Source organism: Arthrobacter sp. K4-10C, assembly GCF_059090085.1.
In genome coordinates this window covers 364557-380731 of sequence record NZ_JBNHFI010000001.1, presented here as the reverse complement: position 1 = coordinate 380731, position 16175 = coordinate 364557, and the positions used below count along the sequence as shown (strand labels likewise).

Annotated in this window: 13 protein-coding genes, 2 tRNA genes and 1 pseudogene; 12 read left to right on the top strand and 4 right to left on the bottom strand. The window is 65.4% G+C overall.

All coding sequences use genetic code 11. The features are described from left to right. Positions 1 to 74: 74 nt before the first annotated feature. From AC5RUU_RS01775 to AC5RUU_RS01755, 5 genes are all read left to right on the top strand, one after another. Positions 75 to 1433, top strand: a complete 1359-nt coding sequence (locus AC5RUU_RS01775) for an MFS transporter (protein WP_493973486.1) — start codon at positions 75 to 77, stop codon at positions 1431 to 1433. A 25-nt stretch (positions 1434 to 1458) separates the two neighbouring features. Continuing rightward, positions 1459 to 2229 carry an SDR family oxidoreductase gene (locus AC5RUU_RS01770; protein WP_493973485.1) on the top strand — a complete coding sequence of 257 codons (771 nt, stop codon included), beginning with the start codon at positions 1459 to 1461 and terminating at the stop codon, positions 2227 to 2229. A 124-nt stretch (positions 2230 to 2353) separates the two neighbouring features. After that, entirely contained in the window at positions 2354 to 3154 is an 801-nt protein-coding gene (locus AC5RUU_RS01765) for a carbon-nitrogen hydrolase family protein (RefSeq protein ID WP_493973484.1), read from the top strand. Positions 3155 to 3261: 107 nt separating this feature from the next. Then, positions 3262 to 4077 (top strand): gamma-glutamyl-gamma-aminobutyrate hydrolase family protein, encoded by an 816-nt coding sequence (locus tag AC5RUU_RS01760; RefSeq protein ID WP_493973483.1) that lies wholly within the window; start codon positions 3262 to 3264, stop codon positions 4075 to 4077. Positions 4078 to 4595: 518 nt separating this feature from the next. Continuing rightward, a complete protein-coding gene (locus AC5RUU_RS01755; protein WP_493973482.1) occupies positions 4596 to 6374 on the top strand; it encodes an N-acetylglutaminylglutamine amidotransferase in 1779 nt (592 codons plus the stop codon). Between the two features lie 40 nt (positions 6375 to 6414). Here the strand turns inward: AC5RUU_RS01755 and AC5RUU_RS01750 are convergent, their stop codons facing one another. The 3 genes from AC5RUU_RS01750 to AC5RUU_RS01740 are packed head-to-tail and all read right to left on the bottom strand — an operon-like array spanning position 6415 to position 9804. After that, a complete protein-coding gene (locus tag AC5RUU_RS01750) occupies positions 6415 to 7938 on the bottom strand; it encodes an APC family permease (RefSeq protein WP_493973481.1) in 1524 nt (507 codons plus the stop codon). A gap of 13 nt (positions 7939 to 7951) precedes the next feature. Further along, positions 7952 to 9151 carry a glutathionylspermidine synthase family protein gene (locus AC5RUU_RS01745; protein ID WP_493973480.1) on the bottom strand — a complete coding sequence of 400 codons (1200 nt, stop codon included), beginning with the start codon at positions 9149 to 9151 and terminating at the stop codon, positions 7952 to 7954. Between the two features lie 11 nt (positions 9152 to 9162). After that, a complete protein-coding gene (locus tag AC5RUU_RS01740; RefSeq protein WP_493973479.1) occupies positions 9163 to 9804 on the bottom strand; it encodes a Tat pathway signal protein in 642 nt (213 codons plus the stop codon). Positions 9805 to 9963: 159 nt separating this feature from the next. Between AC5RUU_RS01740 and AC5RUU_RS01735 the strand changes: the two genes are divergently transcribed. The 4 genes from AC5RUU_RS01735 (at position 9964) to AC5RUU_RS01720 (ending at position 13659) form a co-directional block, all read left to right on the top strand. After that, a complete protein-coding gene (locus AC5RUU_RS01735; RefSeq protein ID WP_493973478.1) occupies positions 9964 to 10620 on the top strand; it encodes an MOSC domain-containing protein in 657 nt (218 codons plus the stop codon). A 405-nt stretch (positions 10621 to 11025) separates the two neighbouring features. Continuing rightward, complete coding sequence (locus AC5RUU_RS01730) at positions 11026 to 13167, top strand: DEAD/DEAH box helicase (protein ID WP_493973477.1); 2142 nt, start codon at positions 11026 to 11028, stop codon at positions 13165 to 13167. Positions 13168 to 13452: 285 nt separating this feature from the next. Further along, positions 13453 to 13524, top strand: a tRNA-Thr gene (locus tag AC5RUU_RS01725). A 61-nt stretch (positions 13525 to 13585) separates the two neighbouring features. Further along, positions 13586 to 13659 (top strand) — tRNA-Met (locus AC5RUU_RS01720). 419 nt (positions 13660 to 14078) lie between these two features. On the opposite strand, the gene AC5RUU_RS01715 is transcribed toward AC5RUU_RS01720, so the two are convergent. Further along, complete coding sequence (locus tag AC5RUU_RS01715; RefSeq protein WP_493973476.1) at positions 14079 to 14735, bottom strand: VOC family protein; 657 nt, start codon at positions 14733 to 14735, stop codon at positions 14079 to 14081. A 75-nt stretch (positions 14736 to 14810) separates the two neighbouring features. On the opposite strand from AC5RUU_RS01715, the gene AC5RUU_RS01710 reads away from it, so the two are divergent. The 3 genes and pseudogenes from AC5RUU_RS01710 to AC5RUU_RS01700 form a co-directional block, all read left to right on the top strand. Beyond that, positions 14811 to 14942 carry a hypothetical protein gene (locus tag AC5RUU_RS01710; protein WP_493973475.1) on the top strand — a complete coding sequence of 44 codons (132 nt, stop codon included), beginning with the start codon at positions 14811 to 14813 and terminating at the stop codon, positions 14940 to 14942. Between the two features lie 457 nt (positions 14943 to 15399). Next, complete coding sequence (locus AC5RUU_RS01705) at positions 15400 to 15663, top strand: putative quinol monooxygenase (RefSeq protein ID WP_493973474.1); 264 nt, start codon at positions 15400 to 15402, stop codon at positions 15661 to 15663. A 237-nt stretch (positions 15664 to 15900) separates the two neighbouring features. Beyond that, a pseudogene (locus tag AC5RUU_RS01700) lies at positions 15901 to 16155 on the top strand (RNA polymerase sigma factor); the annotation flags it as partial. Positions 16156 to 16175 lie beyond the last annotated feature (20 nt).

Sequence of the window (16175 nt, the reverse complement as noted above, 5' to 3'; positions counted from 1 at the left end):
CCAGTTGGCACAGCCGGGCAAGCTTCAACACACCCTTAAACTTTCCACCGCCGTGCTGGAACAGGAGCCGCCGCGTGAGTACCCTTCCTGATGAAGAAGCCGTTCCGAAGGGGCGGGAAACAGTTGTTCCCCCGCCCGCGTCCCGGCGCAGGCTGCACCCGGCGTGGATCGTCGCGGCGGTAGCATTCCTGGCCCTGGTGGGCGCGGCAGGGTTCCGTGCGGCTCCCGGTGTGCTGATGGTTCCCCTGCAGCAGGAATTCGGCTGGTCCACCACCGTGCTGTCGGCAGCCGTCAGCATCAACCTGGTCCTGTTTGGCCTGACGGCACCGTTTGCGGCCGCCCTGATGGAACGCTTCGGAATCCGGAAAGTCACGGCAACTGCGTTGGCGCTGATCGGCATGGGCAGCGCCCTGACCGTGCTGGTTAACCAGGCCTGGCAGATCCTCCTCACCTGGGGCCTGCTGATTGGTCTGGGCACCGGATCAATGGCCCTGGTGTTCGCCGCCACCATCGCCAACACCTGGTTCGTCAAGAGCCGGGGCCTCGTCATCGGCATCCTGACGGCCGGCAGTGCGGCGGGCCAGCTGGTCTTCCTGCCCTTCATCGCCGTGCTCGCGCAGGATCCCGGCTGGCGCCAGGCCTCGCTCCTGATCGCCGCCGGGGCCCTGGCCGTGGTCCCGCTCGTGCTGAAGTTCCTCAAGAACTCGCCGGCCGACGTCGGCGTCCTTCCTTACGGCGAGGAACCGCAGGCAGCACCACGTGTCCAGGCGCCGCCAGCCGGCAGCGCTCCCCGAACCAACGCCGCGGTCCGCGCGCTGCAGGTACTCCGCCGGGCCAGCAAAGTCAGGACGTTCTGGGCACTCGTGGCCGGGTTCGCGATCTGCGGTGCCACCACCAACGGGCTGATCGGGACCCACTTCATCCCCTCCGCCCACGACCACGGCATGCCGGAAACCACGGCCGCAGGCCTGCTCGCCGTCGTCGGAATCTTTGACATCGTGGGGACCATCGCCTCCGGCTGGCTCACGGACCGCTTCAACCCGCGCATCCTGCTGGCCGTCTACTACCAGTTCCGCGGCATCGGCCTGCTGGTGCTGCCGTTGCTGCTGAGCGCGGAGGTGCAGCCCAGCATGATCGTGTTCGTGGTGATCTACGGCCTGGACTGGGTGGCCACTGTCCCGCCCACCGCCGCCATCTGCCGGGAAACCTTTGGCGCGGACGGCAGCGTGGTGTTCGGCTGGGTCTTCGCGGCGCACCAGCTCGGGGCGGCAGCTGCAGCCCTCGCCGCCGGCGCACTCCGTGACGCTACCGGGCACTACACCTACGCCTGGCTGGGGGCTGCCGCGATGTGTACCGTGGCGGCGGTCATCAGTGCCACTATCCGGCGCCACACCGGGTCCCGGGAAGCGGAACCGGCGGCGGCGGCGTCCTAGCAGTCCGGCCTATTAGGCTGGCTGCATGGAAACCCCTCTGCAAGGCACCGCCCGCAACACTGCCCTGATCACGGGTGCCAGCCGGCTCGCCTCAATTGGCGCAGGCATTGCCCGCCAACTCGCCGCCGACGGCTGGGACATGGTCCTCTCCTACTGGCAGGACTACGACGAGCGGATGCCGTGGGGGACTGAGCCCGACGATATTGTGCGCCTGACCGCGGAACTTGAGGCCATCGGCGCGCGCGTCCACGTGCTGTCCGCCGACCTGCAGGACCCGGGCGTGCCGGACAGGCTCGTGGCGGAGGCAGTGCAGCTCGCAGGGCCGTTGCAGGGAATGGTGCTGAGCCACGCGGAATCGGTTGACTCCGGAGTCCTGGACACCAGCGTGGAGTCTTTTGAGCGGCACTTTGCCGTGAACACACGGGCCAGCTGGCAGCTGATTGCCGCGTTTGCCCGGCAGGCAACGGACGACGGCGGCGCGATCGTTGCGTTGACCAGCGACCACACAGCGTTCAACCTTCCCTACGGCGCCTCGAAGGGGGCGCTGGACCGGATCGTCATTGCCGCAGCCCGGGAGCTGGGCCCCAGGAACATCTCGGCGAACGTCCTCAACCCCGGGCCGGTGGACACGGGCTGGATGGATGACGCAATTAGGGAAGCGGTCCTCGAACGCCAGCCCACCGGCCGGCTCGGGACGCCGGCGGATGTGGCCGGGACGGTGTCGTTCCTGCTTTCACCCGCCGGGCGCTGGGTCTCCGGCCAGCTGATCAAGTCCGACGGCGGCTTCTCGGCCTGACCGCCCGCTCACCTTCCTCCAGGCGGAGAAGGCAAAAGGGGCCTGTTCGCAAGGGGCCTGTTCGCGCCGTGGCGGGTGTGCGAACCTGTGTGGGGGAGCCGTTTCGCGTGGCAGGAGGGCTGCAATGAGGATCGCCTCCGGACAGTTCAGCGCCGGGAGGGAACCGCGCAAGAACCTGCTGCGCATCCAGCAGCTGATGGAAGCCGCGGCATTGGGCAACGCGGACCTGCTGGTGCTGCCGGAATCCAGCCTGTATGCAAGCGCCGAACCGCCCGGCGTCCTGGCAACGGTGGCCGAACCCCTCAACGGTCCTTTCATGAGCGGTATCGCCGCCCTCGCGGAGGAATTCAGCCTTCCCGTGGTGGTGGGCACCGCTGAAGCCAACCCGGACGGCCTGCCCTTCAACACCCTCGTGGCCATCGGCTCCGACGGGGCGGTACAGGGCACCTACCGGAAAATCCACCTCTACGACGCCTTCGGCTACCGCGAAAGCGAGGGAACCAGCCAGGGAACCATCGGCGAGCCCTTCCTGCTCTCCTTCGGCCAACTGCGCCTGGGCATGCTCACCTGTTACGACCTCAGGTTCCCGGAGAGCGCACGCTACCTGGTGGACGCAGGAGCCAACGTCCTGCTGCTGCCGGCAATGTGGATCGTGGGCCCGGGAAAGGAGGACCACTGGAGCACGCTTGTGCGCGCCCGCGCCATTGAGAATACCTCCTATGTGGTCACTGCCAACCAGTGCGGTCCCTTGGCCACTGCCTTCTCCATCGTTGTCGACCCCTTCGGCGTGGTGATCGCCAACGCCGGCGAGGGACCCGGCATCATCTTCGCGGAGCTCAAGCCGGAGCGAATTGCCGCTGTGCGCACCTGGGTTCCGTCGCTGAGGAACCGCCGGTTCAGGGTGCTCCCAAGCGAGACCGCATGAGCCACCGGGTGTGATCTTCTTGACACCTCGAATTGACAGGGACGAAACATTCCGGGCCTTTGACAGCCATAAAATTGAAGGCAGTCGAATCTTCCGGAAGGACTACCGTGCACGCGACCGACGCCGCGATGAAGCCCATCATCGGACTCACGACGTACCTCGAGCAGGCGGACACCGACGGTTGCGGTAGGCTCAACGCCGCCTTCCTGCCCGAGACTTACCTGAAACCGATCATTGCAGCCGGCGGCGTTCCCGTTCTTTTGCCGCCCCAGACAATCATGGCCGGCATGGTGGAACAGCTCGTGAACAGGCTCGATGGACTGGTCGTCCCCGGTGGCTGGGACGTTGACCCGGCCCTTTACGGCCAGGAAGCGCACCCGAAAACTGATGAGCCCCGGACCGAACGGGATGCCTGGGAGCAGGCACTGATCCAGGAAGCCCTCGCACAGGACCTTCCGCTGCTGGGGATATGCCGCGGTGAGCAGCTGCTGAACGTGACCCTTGGGGGCACGCTCCACCAGCACCTGCCGGACGTCATCGGCAGCGGGCAGTACCAGCCAGGCGGCTACAACTTCAACCGCATTCCGGTGGAGGTCAGGCCCGGCTCCCGCCTCGAGCAGCTGATTGGCGCCAACCCGGGACCGGTTCCCGTGGCCCACCACCAGGCCGTCGACAAGCTGGGTGAGGGGCTGGTCGCCTCTGCCTGGAGCGACGACCAGGTGGTGGAAGCCATCGAGTACCCGGCCAACACCTTCACCATGGGCATCCAGTGGCACCCTGAGGAACTCCCCGAGGACTTCGGCCTGTTCCGCGGCTTTGTGGAAGCAGCACGCGGGAAGTTCCTGTCCCGCCTCCTGCCGGCTGCAACGTCGCCTGTCTCTGCGGAGATCAATGCCAGCTTTGCCGGGCCGTCTCTCGGCTAGCGTGCCGTCCCGTCCAGCAGGGGGCAAAGAATCCCGGAACGACGTCGGAGCCGTTCCTGAAAGCGCGGAAGCCACCCCTTTCCGGGGCGTTTTCCCGTGCTGTGCCTTGCGGCCCGGAAATAAGCATGCTTAGTATGTTGGCATCGGAGGTTAAGCAATTGCTTCACGGTTAGATCGGAGGAGCAATAATGGCTGGTTCCCACGACAAATCCACCGCCCTCCCAGGCGGCATCCCTCGTCATGGCGATGCCTTTTCAACGGGGGACCGGAAATGCGCCGGCTCCCGGTGTTGATTGGGCTGACGGCTTCTCCCCTCTATTGCAACGGGCCCCTACCGGCTCTTCCAGCTACTCCTCCCAGGCCTGGGACAGGTGGCACGCCGCAGTGCCCACCCGCCGCTGCCGGCAGGTGGCCCATGCATCAAGCCGCATCCGGCCGATTCAACAGTGAAGACCTACCGGGTGGTCCGTGAGGAACCACACCGATCGCAGTAAATCGCAGGAACGAGGGACAGCACCATGTGCGGTATAGCCGGCGAAATCGCCTTCAACGGGAGAAGGGCCTCCCAGGAGTCGGTATTGGCAATGATGGGGGCAATGGCGTCGAGGGGTCCGGACGGGCGGGGGAGTTGGGATGCGGGCTGGGTGGCACTGGGGCACCAGCGCCTCAGCATCATTGACCTTTCCGAGGCGGGGGCCCAGCCCATGCTGGACGACGGCGGCCTGGCCATCACCTTCAACGGCTGCATTTACAACTACAAGGAACTGCGCAGGGAACTTGAGCCCGAGTTCACCCTCCGGTCCACCAGCGACACCGAGGTGATCCTGAAGGCCTACCGGAAATGGGGCGGCGACTTTGTCCACCACCTGGTGGGGATGTTCGCTGTGGCCCTCTACGACCCCGCGCGCCAGGAGGTCCTGCTGGTGCGGGACCGGCTGGGCATCAAGCCGGTGTACTTTTCCCATTTGCCCGGAAGGTTGCGCTTTGCGTCCAGTCTGCCCGCGCTGGTGGCCTCCGGCGGGATTGACACCGCCATCGACGAGACCGCCCTGCACCACTACCTGAGCTGGCACTCGATCGTGCCGGCACCGCGGACCATCCTGCGCGGCGTCCAGAAACTGCCCGCCGCCACCATTCGCACCATCCGTGCCGACGGCACCTGGCACGACCGCGAGTACTGGAAGCCTTCCTACACGCGGAATCCGGAGCGTGCGGGGTGGTCCGCGGCGGATTGGCAGGACGCGGTCCGTGAGTCCCTGACGACGGCTGTACGCCGGCGGATGGTGGCCGACGTGCCGGTGGGTGTCCTTCTCTCCGGAGGCCTGGATTCGAGTCTCCTGGTTGCGCTGCTTGCCGGGGAGGGCCAGCACGGTCTCTCCACCTTCAGCATCGGGTTCGACGGAGCCGGCGGGGACCCTGGCAATGAGTTCGCCTACTCGGATCTCATTGCCCGCGAGTTCGGCACCCGGCACGAACGCCTCCACATCAGCACTTCCGGGTTCGCCCCGTCCATCGATGGTGCCGTGGGTGCGATGTCGGAGCCGATGGCCAGCCACGATGTCACGGCGTTCCACCTGCTCTGCAGGACTGTTGCGCAGCACGTGAAAGTGGTGCAGTGCGGCCAGGGGGCTGATGAAGTCTTCGGCGGCTACGCCTATCACCAGCCCCTGGCCACTGCAGGCCGCGCTGAAGCGCAGGCAGTGTTGACTGCCAGCTTTGTGGACCACAGCCACGAAGAGTTGCTGAACATTTTGGAACCCGAGTGGTATTCCGGCACTGACGTCAGCAGGGAGCTCCTCGCCTCCCATCTGGCCGCACCCGGGGCGGAGACAGCACTGGACGCGGTGCTCCGGCTGGACACCCACCTGCTGATGGTGGACGACCCGGTCAAGCGCCTGGACAACATGAGCATGGCATGGGGGATTGAAGCCCGCGTCCCGTTCCTGGACCATGAACTGGTGGAGCTGGCCGCGTCCTGCCCCCCGCAACTCAAGGCTTCGCAGGGCGGAAAGGGCATCCTCAAGGACCTGGGCCGGCAGATGCTGCCCTCCGCCGTGGTGGACCGGCCCAAGGGATACTTCCCCGTCCCGGCACTCCGGCACCTCGAGGAACCGTTCATCACCATGGTGCACGACGCCCTTCATGCGCCTGAAGCCAAGCAACGCGGGCTCTTTCAGCCGGCCTGCATCGATAATCTGCTCGTGGACCCCAACACGCAGCGGACCGCTGTGAACAGCAACGTCCTCTGGCAGCTGGCGCTGTTGGAGATGTGGCTGCAGCACCATGGGGTGGGGTGACCGTTGGCCCCGGCAGGCAAGGACAGCTCCCTCTTGCCCCTCACTTTGAGAGACGGTCGCGCCAAACCTCGCTTCCGCCGTCGGTGAAGTAGGCGCGGGTCGAGGGCAGGAAGCGGCAGACCACGGCCAGGACCACTCCCAGTGCCAGCAGCACCACGCCGCTGATAAACGCGCCCCCGACGCCGAAGATCTCGGTATCCCCGTAGGCCGGGTCCCACATCTGCACGGCCGAGATGAAGAACGCGGCTGTCAGGAGCAAGGCACCGGCCAGGGGCAGGATGCCCCGGAACAACAGGTTGCGGGCCGATGTCCGCAGGGTGCCCCGGAAGTACCAGAAGCAGGCGAACCCGGTAAGGGCGTAGTAGAACGCGATGAACAGGCTGATGGCGCTGATGGAGTCCGAGAGCAGGTTTTCGCTCAGGAAGCTCATCGCCACGTAGTAGGAAACGGCGGCGGCACCCATCACCTGCGTGGAGAAGCCCGGGGTCTGGTTCCGCGGATGCACCTCTCCGAACTTCCCCGGCAGGGCACCATGGACGCCCATGGACAGCGTTCCGCGGGCGGTGGGCAGGATGGTGGTCTGCGTGGAGGACAGCACCGAGGCAAGGACCGCGACGACGATCAGCCAGCCCCACGGGCCCAGCACCACGTCCTTCATGGCAACGAACACGTCGTCCTGGTTGGCCTCGTTCCCGAGGCCGATGCCCTCGCTGCCCACAGTGGCGTACATCATCACCAGCAGCGCCATGGACACGTAAATCGCCACCAGCACAAAGGCTGAGATCACGGCGCCGCGGCCCGGCGTCGTGGACGGGTTCTCCGTCTCCTCGTTCACGGCCAGGCAGGTGTCCCAGCCCCAGTAGATGAACAGGGCAAGGAGTGCACCGTGCACCACCGCCCCGGGATCGGCGAAGGCGCCTGCGGGGTTGAACCATTCGAAGTCGAACGCCTGTCCCTCCGGTGCGCCACCAACAATCCGGACCACGATGGCCAGCGCGAAGATGCCCAGGGCAATGTACTGCACGTAGGTCAACACGCGCTGGACGTGCTCACCCAGCCGGATACCCCGGTAGTTGACCAATGTCATGACGGCGATGAACAGCACCCCAGTGGCGGTGACCAGCACCTTGTTGCCGGCCAGCGAGCCGTCACCGACCAGAAGCCACAGGTACTGGCCGGCCACCTGGGCGAGGTTGGCCAGGACCACGATGCCGGCGAGCGCCACTCCCCAGCCTCCCAGCCAGCCCGCCCACGGTCCAAAGGCGCGGCGGGACCACGTAAAAGTGGTGCCACAGTCCGGGATGGCGCTGTTCAACTCCCGGAAGGCGTATGCGATGAACAGGACCGGGATAAACCCGAGAAGCAGGATCAGGGGAGTGTAGTTCCCGTTCACCGCCACAATGAGGCCCAGCGTGGCGGCCAGCGAGTACACCGGTGCGGTGGACGCAAGGCCGAGCATGACGGAGTCACCGAGGTCGAGGATTCCGGCGCGCAGTCCCTTGGCCGGGACCGGTGTGCCGGGCGCTCCGCCCGGGCCTGACGCCGTCGTAACGTCTGTGCTCATGCTGTCACCGGATTCATAGTGCGATACCTGCTTTGCTGGAGGACGCCGCGGCCGAAAGCGGCGCCGGCGCGTCAATAGTATTGGGGACGAAACGGCAGAAGTAGTCCGTGATGGGGCCGTCCGATTCGCGGATTCCGCAGCCCACGGACTCTCCGTCCACAACCCAGAGGCCCAGGACGGGATGGTTGCCGTCGAAATCCGGCAGCTGGTGATACTGCTGGTAGCACCAGCCCTCCCGGCCGTACCCGCCCGGCTGCTCCAGGCTGATGCCCTCGGCATGGATCCTGATGTTGTCGCCTTCACGGCCGTGCAGCGGCTTGGCCACCCATTCCTTCAGCGGCCCCGGCCCGTCCAGGTAGGCCGGCAGCAGGTTCGGATGCCCGGGGTACAGGTGCCAGAGGGCGGCGAGGAGCGCCTTGTTGGAGAGCAGCATCTTCCACGCCGGCTCCACCCAGCGGGGGTTGTGGGCGCGTTCGAGCAAACGTGGCCCGAACGGTTCCTTCATCATTAGCTCCCACGGGTAGAGCTTGAAGATGGTGCTGATCATGAAGTTGTCCAGGTCCACGAAGCGGTTGAGGTTGGGGTCCCAGCCGATATCGGACATGTTGATCCCGATGGTGGTCCAGCCGGCCTGGCTGGCCACGTCGCGCATGTAGGCGGCGGTCATCCAGTCCTCACCGGATTCCTCCACCTCGGAGTGTGCAACGTGGAGGGTGCTCATCCCGGTGCGGTACTGAACCTTTTTCCACTGCCGGATCAGGGCTTCGTGGATGCCGTTCCACTGGTCCTTCTCCGGTAAGACGTCCTGCAGCCAGAACCACTGGGCCACGGCGGCCTCGATCAGGCCTGTGGGGGTGTCGGCGTTGTATTCCAGCATCTTGGCCGGGCCCTGCCCGTCATAGATGAAATCGAACCGGCCGTAGACGTCCGTATCGCCGGCCTGCAGGGATTCAGCGGCGAGTTCCAGCGCCTGCGGTCCAATGCCGATGGTGCCCATGGCGCCGGTGGCAAGGAACTTGGCCGCCTCCACGCACATCCGGTGCATCTCCTCGGCAGTCTCCTCGAGGGTTTCCACCTCGTCCATGGTGAACTCGTAGTAGGCGGATTCGTTCCAGTATTCGATCTTCCGGCCGTCATCCATCGTGGTGGTGGAAAATACCAGGCCCTGTTCTTCGATTTTCTGTTTCCAGCCGGGCCGGGGTTCGCTCAGCATCCGCTTCACGCTCAGCCCCCCGAGACCTTGCCGCCGCCACCGCTCGTCCCGCTTTTTGCACTGGTTCCGAAGCCGCCGCGGCTGACGGTCCCGCCTTTGGTGCTGTACCCGGTGGAGGCCTTCGCGCCGCTGGGCACGGTCCGGGTGAAGTTGGGGGCGGTGGAGCGGTTCTGCCCCACGGCGGGGACGAAAGCGCCCCGGGAGAAGAAGTACCACGCGTAGATACCGCCGCCCCGCCCCGCCGAGCTGTTGCAGTTGGCGTCTTCGACGCGCTCGCCGGTTTCATCGTTGAAGCACACCTGCGCGTATTCGGGCTCGTCCTGGTTGCTGGCCACCACGGCGGTGATGGTGCCCGCCAGCAGCGCGGTCACACCCAGGCCGACGACGACGGTGCGCCGCTGGGAGCGCTTCTTGCGGGCCGCCGCCTCGTTCAGCTGCCTCTCGCGGTCACGGGCGAACGGGTCCACGGGAGTGACGGGTTCGTTGAGCAGGTCGGGGCGTAGCTCAGGCTTTGGCACCTGCCAAGGGGGTGGCTTTGGACTGCTGCCTTCACCCGCAGGCTGGGCGCCGCCGGTGGCCTGGTGGTCCGGATCCTGGCGCTCCGGACCGTTGTCCGGAGCCGGCCTGTTTGGATCCTGCTTGTCTGGGTCCACGGCGTCCCCCTCAGTTGTCCACGTGAATTGGGCACAGCGCTGCACCCCCAATTGCAATCCTCGAATCAGCGTAGTCCCTGCCGGCCCGTGCTGCGAGTGCGGCCAAGGGAAGAACTGCCCATCCATTCCGCAACCGGAGCGGGACCCTACACTTGAGCCATGGAAACCGCGTCCGTGCTTGCCGTCTGCCGTGTCCACCAGTTGCTCCCGGATACTTCGAACGTGGGCGTGACCGCCATCGACAAGCGCCCGGCGGAAGGACCGGTCAGGGTGCACCGGCTGGGACTGCACGGTGATATCCAGGCGAACCGGGTCCACCATGGCGGGCCGGACCAGGCCGTCTACGCTTACTCCCAGGCTGATGCCGACTACTGGGCCGCCCAGCTCCAGCGCGACCTGCCGCCGGGGTCCTTCGGGGAGAACCTGCGGGTGGCCGGGATCGATGCCACCTCCGCCGTGATCGGGGAGCGCTGGAAGATCGGCCTTGACGTCGAACTGGAGGTCACGTCGCCCCGGACGCCGTGCGCCACCTTCCAGCGGCGTCTGGGGGAGCGCCTGTGGGTGAAGCGCTTCACGGAGGAGGGGCGCGTGGGCGCGTACCTGAGGGTCATCAAGACCGGCAGCATCCAGGCCGGGGACCACATCCACCGGACCTACATTCCACGTCACGGCGTCACCGTGGGCAAATGGTTCAGCGAGCCGGATGCCGAGTCCATGGAGGCGCTCAAGGACGCCGACGCCGGGGGTGAGATCCGCCTGCAGCAGCCGGAATTCACCAAAAAGTTCGAAGCCCTGCAGCGGCAGCTGCGCGGCTGAGGCAAGGAAGAGCGACGCCGAAGGGCGAGGAATGTGCCCAAGCTCACCGCCGCCGTCGGGCGCTTGATTTCGGGCAGACGCCCCCGGTGCCGTACACTTGAAACATCCCCCACTCCGGAAATCCCTTTTTCCTGCCCAATTCTTGAGGCAGGACTGGCAAGTGTTGGGGCCCGCAACTGTGATGCGGGCAGTTTCATAGGGAGAGCCGGCTGAAGAAAACGCTGTACAGACTGCTGGGATAGCAGCCAAGAGATGCAGCGCGAAGTCCTGCCACGGGATTGCGAAAGCGCCGGACTTCTGTGACCGGCCGGTCAATGTTTGCCCGGCATCCACGGCACACGTACTGCGGCTCCGCTCACCCTGGGTAGTGCCGCCTGGCCCCCTATGGATGAGGAACATTTCCCTATGCCCGAAAATCAGAACGACTCCGTCGACACCCAGAACCCCGTGAACGACGCACAGGCCGCTGCCATCGAATTCACCGAGGCCCCGGCAGCAGAACCGGCCGCGCCCGCAGCAGAGACTTCCGCCCCGGCAGCGGAACCGGCCGCGCCCGCAGCGGAGACTTCCGCCCCGGCAGCCAAGGCTGAGGAGACCGACGAGGACGGCGTTCGCTTCGCCGATCTCGGCATCGACGGCCGCGTCCTCGCCGCCCTGCAGGACGTCGGCTACGAGAAGCCTTCCCCCATCCAGGCAGCAACCATCCCGCTGCTTCTTGAAGGCCGCGACGTGGTGGGCCTTGCCCAGACCGGCACCGGTAAGACTGCAGCATTCGCAGTACCGGCACTGTCCCGCCTGGCCGAGCTCCACGACCTCAACGGTCCCTCCCGCAAGACGCAGGCCCTGGTCCTGGCTCCCACCCGCGAGCTCGCGCTCCAGGTTGCCGAGGCGTTCACCTCCTACGCCAAGCACATCGATGACTTTACTGTGCTGCCCGTCTACGGCGGCTCCGCCTACGGCCCCCAGCTCGCCGGCCTGCGCCGCGGCGCCCAGGTTGTTGTCGGCACCCCGGGCCGCGTCATCGACCACATCGCCAAGGGTTCCCTGGACCTGTCCGAACTCCAGTACCTGGTGCTGGACGAGGCCGACGAAATGCTGCGCATGGGCTTTGCCGAAGACGTGGAGCAAATCTTCCAGCAGACCCCGTCGGACCGCCAGGTTGCACTGTTCTCTGCCACCATGCCGAGCCAGATCCGCCGCATGTCCAAGCAGTACCTGAACAACCCGGCCGAGATCTCCGTCAAGTCCAAGACCACTACCGGTGCCAACACCCGCCAGCGGTACCTGCAGGTCATGGGCCCGCACAAACTCGACGCCATGACCCGCATCCTCGAGGTTGAAGAGTTCGACGGCGTCATCGCCTTCGTGCGGACCAAGATGGCCACCGAGGACCTGGCCGACAAGCTGAAGGCCCGGGGCTTCCAGGCAGCAGCGATCAACGGTGACATTCCGCAGCAGCAGCGTGAGCGCACTGTTGACGCGCTGAAGGAAGGCCGCATCGACATCCTGGTGGCCACCGACGTCGCCGCCCGTGGCCTCGACGTGGAGCGGATCAGCCACGTCATCAACTACGACATTCCGCATGACACCGAGTCCTACGTCCACCGCATCGGCCGCACCGGCCGTGCAGGCCGTTCCGGTGACGCCATCCTGTTCATGACGCCGCGGGAGAAGTACCTGCTGCGTTCCATCGAAAAGGCAACCCGCCAGCCGGTGGAGCAGATGCACCTGCCCACTGCCGAAACCGTGAACACCCTGCGTCTGGGAAAGTTCGCTGAGCGCATCACGGAGACCCTCGCTTCAGAGGACGTCGCAGCGTTCCGTGACCTCATCGCCTCCTACGAGGAAGAGCACAACGTGCCGGCCGCGGAGATCGCTGCAGCCCTTGCCGTGATGGCGCAGGGTGGCCAGCCGCTGCTGGTCAAGGAACTGCCCGCAGCTCCCGAGTTCCAGAAGCGCGAGCGTTCCAAGGACGGCTTCGGCTCCCGTGGGCCCACCCGCGCCCTGACCGAGGGCAACGCCACGTACAGGATCGCCGTGGGACGGCGCCAGCGCGTCATGCCCGGCTCCATCGTGGGCGCCATCGCCAACGAGGGCGGCATCTCCTCCTCGCAGATCGGCGGCATCGACATCCGTTCCGACCACTCCCTGGTGGAGCTTCCGGCGGACCTGAGCCCGGAGCAGCTGCGTGCGCTGTCCCGCACCCGGATCGGCGGTGAGCTGATCCACCTCGAGCTGGACAACGGCCGCAAGCCGTCCGGCGAGCGTGGCAGCTACCAGGGCAACCGTGGCGGCGACCGCGGCGGCAACTTCAAGGGCAGCGGCGGCTTCAAGAAGGAGTTCCGGAAGAACGACGGCGAGCGCAGCTCCGCCGACCGTGGCGGACGCTCCTACAGCGAGCGGTCCGAGCGCAGCTTCGGTTCTGACAACTACAGCCGCGGACAGGCCAGCGACTCCCGCTTCGGCGGCCATGGTGACGGCTCCCGCAAGCCCCGCCACGGCGGCGAGGGCGGACACCGCGACTTCAACCGCAAGGGCAAGTGGTAAACCTCCCGCAGGTTGATGCTTCCCCGATGGGCCGGCTCTCGAGCCGGCCCATCGGCGTTTAAGCAGCTGAAGACTCCTGTGGGCCTGGACACATTCCGTCCTTGAAGTGGCCCGACAGCCCCTGCCGGGCCACTTCCGCTGGCCACTCCGGCGGCTCGGAATCCCCGGGATCACGCGGAACTCGCACCCAAATCACACGGAACTGCAAGTGTTGCTTCGGCTACCCAGACGCCCCTGGAGCCGATTTGTTGGGAGCAAAATCTTCCGGTAGAGTATTTACTCGTTGCCCCCCTAGCTCAGTGGTAGAGCGCGTTCTTGGTAAGAACGAGGTCACCGGATCGATTCCGGTGGGGGGCTCTGAATGAGGGCCTGTGTCAAGGCGGTTTTGACCGGCTTGACACAGGTTTTTCTCATTCGTGGCGGTGTAGCTCAGTTGGTTAGAGCGCACGACTCATAATCGTGAGGTCGGGAGATCGAGCCTCCCCACCGCTACAGGACAAGCCCCCGGAATCCGCAAGATTTCGGGGGCTTTCCTGTTTTCCAAGATGGCAATGTTCATGAGGTGCGTCTTTCATGTTCCCTAAAAAGGAGTCGCATTCTCTGAGGGGTGGCTGTTAAATGGCTGCTCCATGAACCGGCCAGGGCTGTCCAGACCGACGCAGGACCGCGGAGCGGCCCCCTACGGCCCAAGCTTCCCGCTTGCGCCGTCCAGTGCCGCCGGCGGCTCAGAGGGGTCTCTGGACGGCGTCAAGAAGCTACTGTCAGCGTCATCAATCGTGGCCCGGGCGAGCTGCACCGGTTGCTTGAGATCTTCGGTGCGGTCAGCTCCAAGGGGAAACGCGGCCTAACCCCCGGAGCGTGTCCACGAGTGCTCGCTCTTCTTCCGATATTCAGGAACAGCTCCTCGGTGGTCATTGCGTCTCGAGGATCACGTCGCCCAGCGGCGTGGACAATACGGCACGCAGCGCTGGTTTCGGTGCATGTGCCACGCCCGGCAGCGCCAGCAACTGGCGCACCGTCGGGGGCAGCCCGCCCAATTGAAGCTCCCGCAGCGCGACGCTGCTGGTAGCCATATGTTCTGTGGGATGCGTGCCGTCCCACTGGATCAGAGTTGGCAGCGCGCCGCCTAGCTGCAGTTTGCCGTCGTCGCGCACCAAGACCTGCCACGCTAGCCGCCCCTGCAGCGTGTCGCGAGACATAGCCACCGGAAGGCCCGGGTCTATTCCGGCGTCAAGAATGCCCACTCGGTGCTTATCCAGAACGCCGCTGCGCGCCACCATGTGCACCAGGCGTGGCGAATGGGCGATGCGTTGCTGCAGTTCCGGGTCGTCGAGGCCGAACCAGCGCCGGCGCGGTGGCGGCGGAGCATCCGGATCGATGGCGATGATCTCGAAGTATGCGCCCGGGAACGGGGCCGACGCGATGCTGAACACCCGGTTATGCGTGCCCATCAGCGGGTGCTTGCCGCCCGGCCCTGGCGTGATGCCGAGCGTGCCCTCGCACCAAGCCACTCCCTGTTCCAGGCTGGCCGCGGCGACGACGAGGTGATCGACTGCGGTGGTGCTCACAGGCCCACCTTACCGCTGACTCAGGTCACGCTCCGGGCGCGTCAGAGCCGGACGAGGTCGTGGCTGCCGCTACTGATGACCTATTTTTTCCCCCGTCAGTACGCCCTGCAGAACCATGGCCAGTCATGTACCAACAACAACCCGGCCTACCCGATGTATGTGGCCGGAGGCACGCGGAGCGCTGATATGGACGCCATGGACGCGTGAACTGTCACGACCGGGCCGGCATTAATGTTGCCGTTCTGGATTCAGGTGTCGATACCACCCGCCCCGACTTCAATCCGCAGGCTCTTGCACGAGCCAACTAATTCTCCGCGTCACTGCAGAGAAAGTCTTGCAGACCTCTGTCCTTGGCAGGTTTCCTGCCCTCTGCGTGAGAAACGCACTTGCTTCGTGATCCTGAGCGTTATTCCGCTGGCCTGACCGAACTTGCTTGCAATGAGAAATTCACTTCGGATCTGGCTGTCGGTGATTCTCTAGTGTCGGCCGCCCAGGTCTTTGCCGGCAGCGCGGCGCTTGGTGGCCGCCCGGCCGGGGTGATGTCGTAGATGACCACCGAGGTTGCGGGAGCATGAACGCCGGAGTGCCTTGACCAGTCTTGGTCCCGGGTCTAATTTGACGTTACTGACCACCCGTATCTCGGAACGAGTTGAAGGAGTTTTCCATGGCACTCGTTACTCTCCTCCACCGCTTCGCCGACTACGACACCTTCCGCAGGGTCTACGACTCGGCGGACGGGCTGCGGCAGGCCGGCGGTGTAATCGATCATTCAGTGCACCGCATGGCCGATGACCCCAACAACATTCTGGTGCTCCACTCCTTCGATTCGCTTGAGACAGCCCGCGCCTATTTGAGCAATCCCGGTCTGAAAGACGCCATGCAGCAAGCCGGCATGCAGGGCGAGCCGCGGATCGAGTTCTACGAATAAGGAACAGCCCTAATCCTCTGGCTTCACCTGGCCCGTGAATCGCGGCGGTAAATGGCGTCGTTTTCGCAGCGCCAACCGGCGCGCCTGCCCAGCCGTTGCCGATCCATTGATGCAACAGTCCTGCGAAAACATCATGTGGCGGAGCAGGAGTGCGTTCTGGTCTCTTAAGGGGTTCCCGTACGGGCGCCTTGGACATGGATTCTAAAGTTTTTTTCGTTTGGTGAAACCTTTTGGGCTTTGCCGGACACTAATGGGCATGGGGGCATAGAAACCGGAGAAGAGGGGCTGTGGCGCCAGAGCCTTCTGGGCCGGGGCGACGCCTTTGGCGCCCTCTATGACCGGCACCGGGACAGGATTTTCCGTCACGCCTATCGACTAACCGGCAACCACCACGATGCTGAGGACATCATGGCTGCCTCGTTCCTTGAACTCTGGCGCCGGCGAAAGCACGTCCGCGTCGTTGAAGGATCGATCCTTCCGTGGCTGTTGGTGACAACCACGAACATGCCACG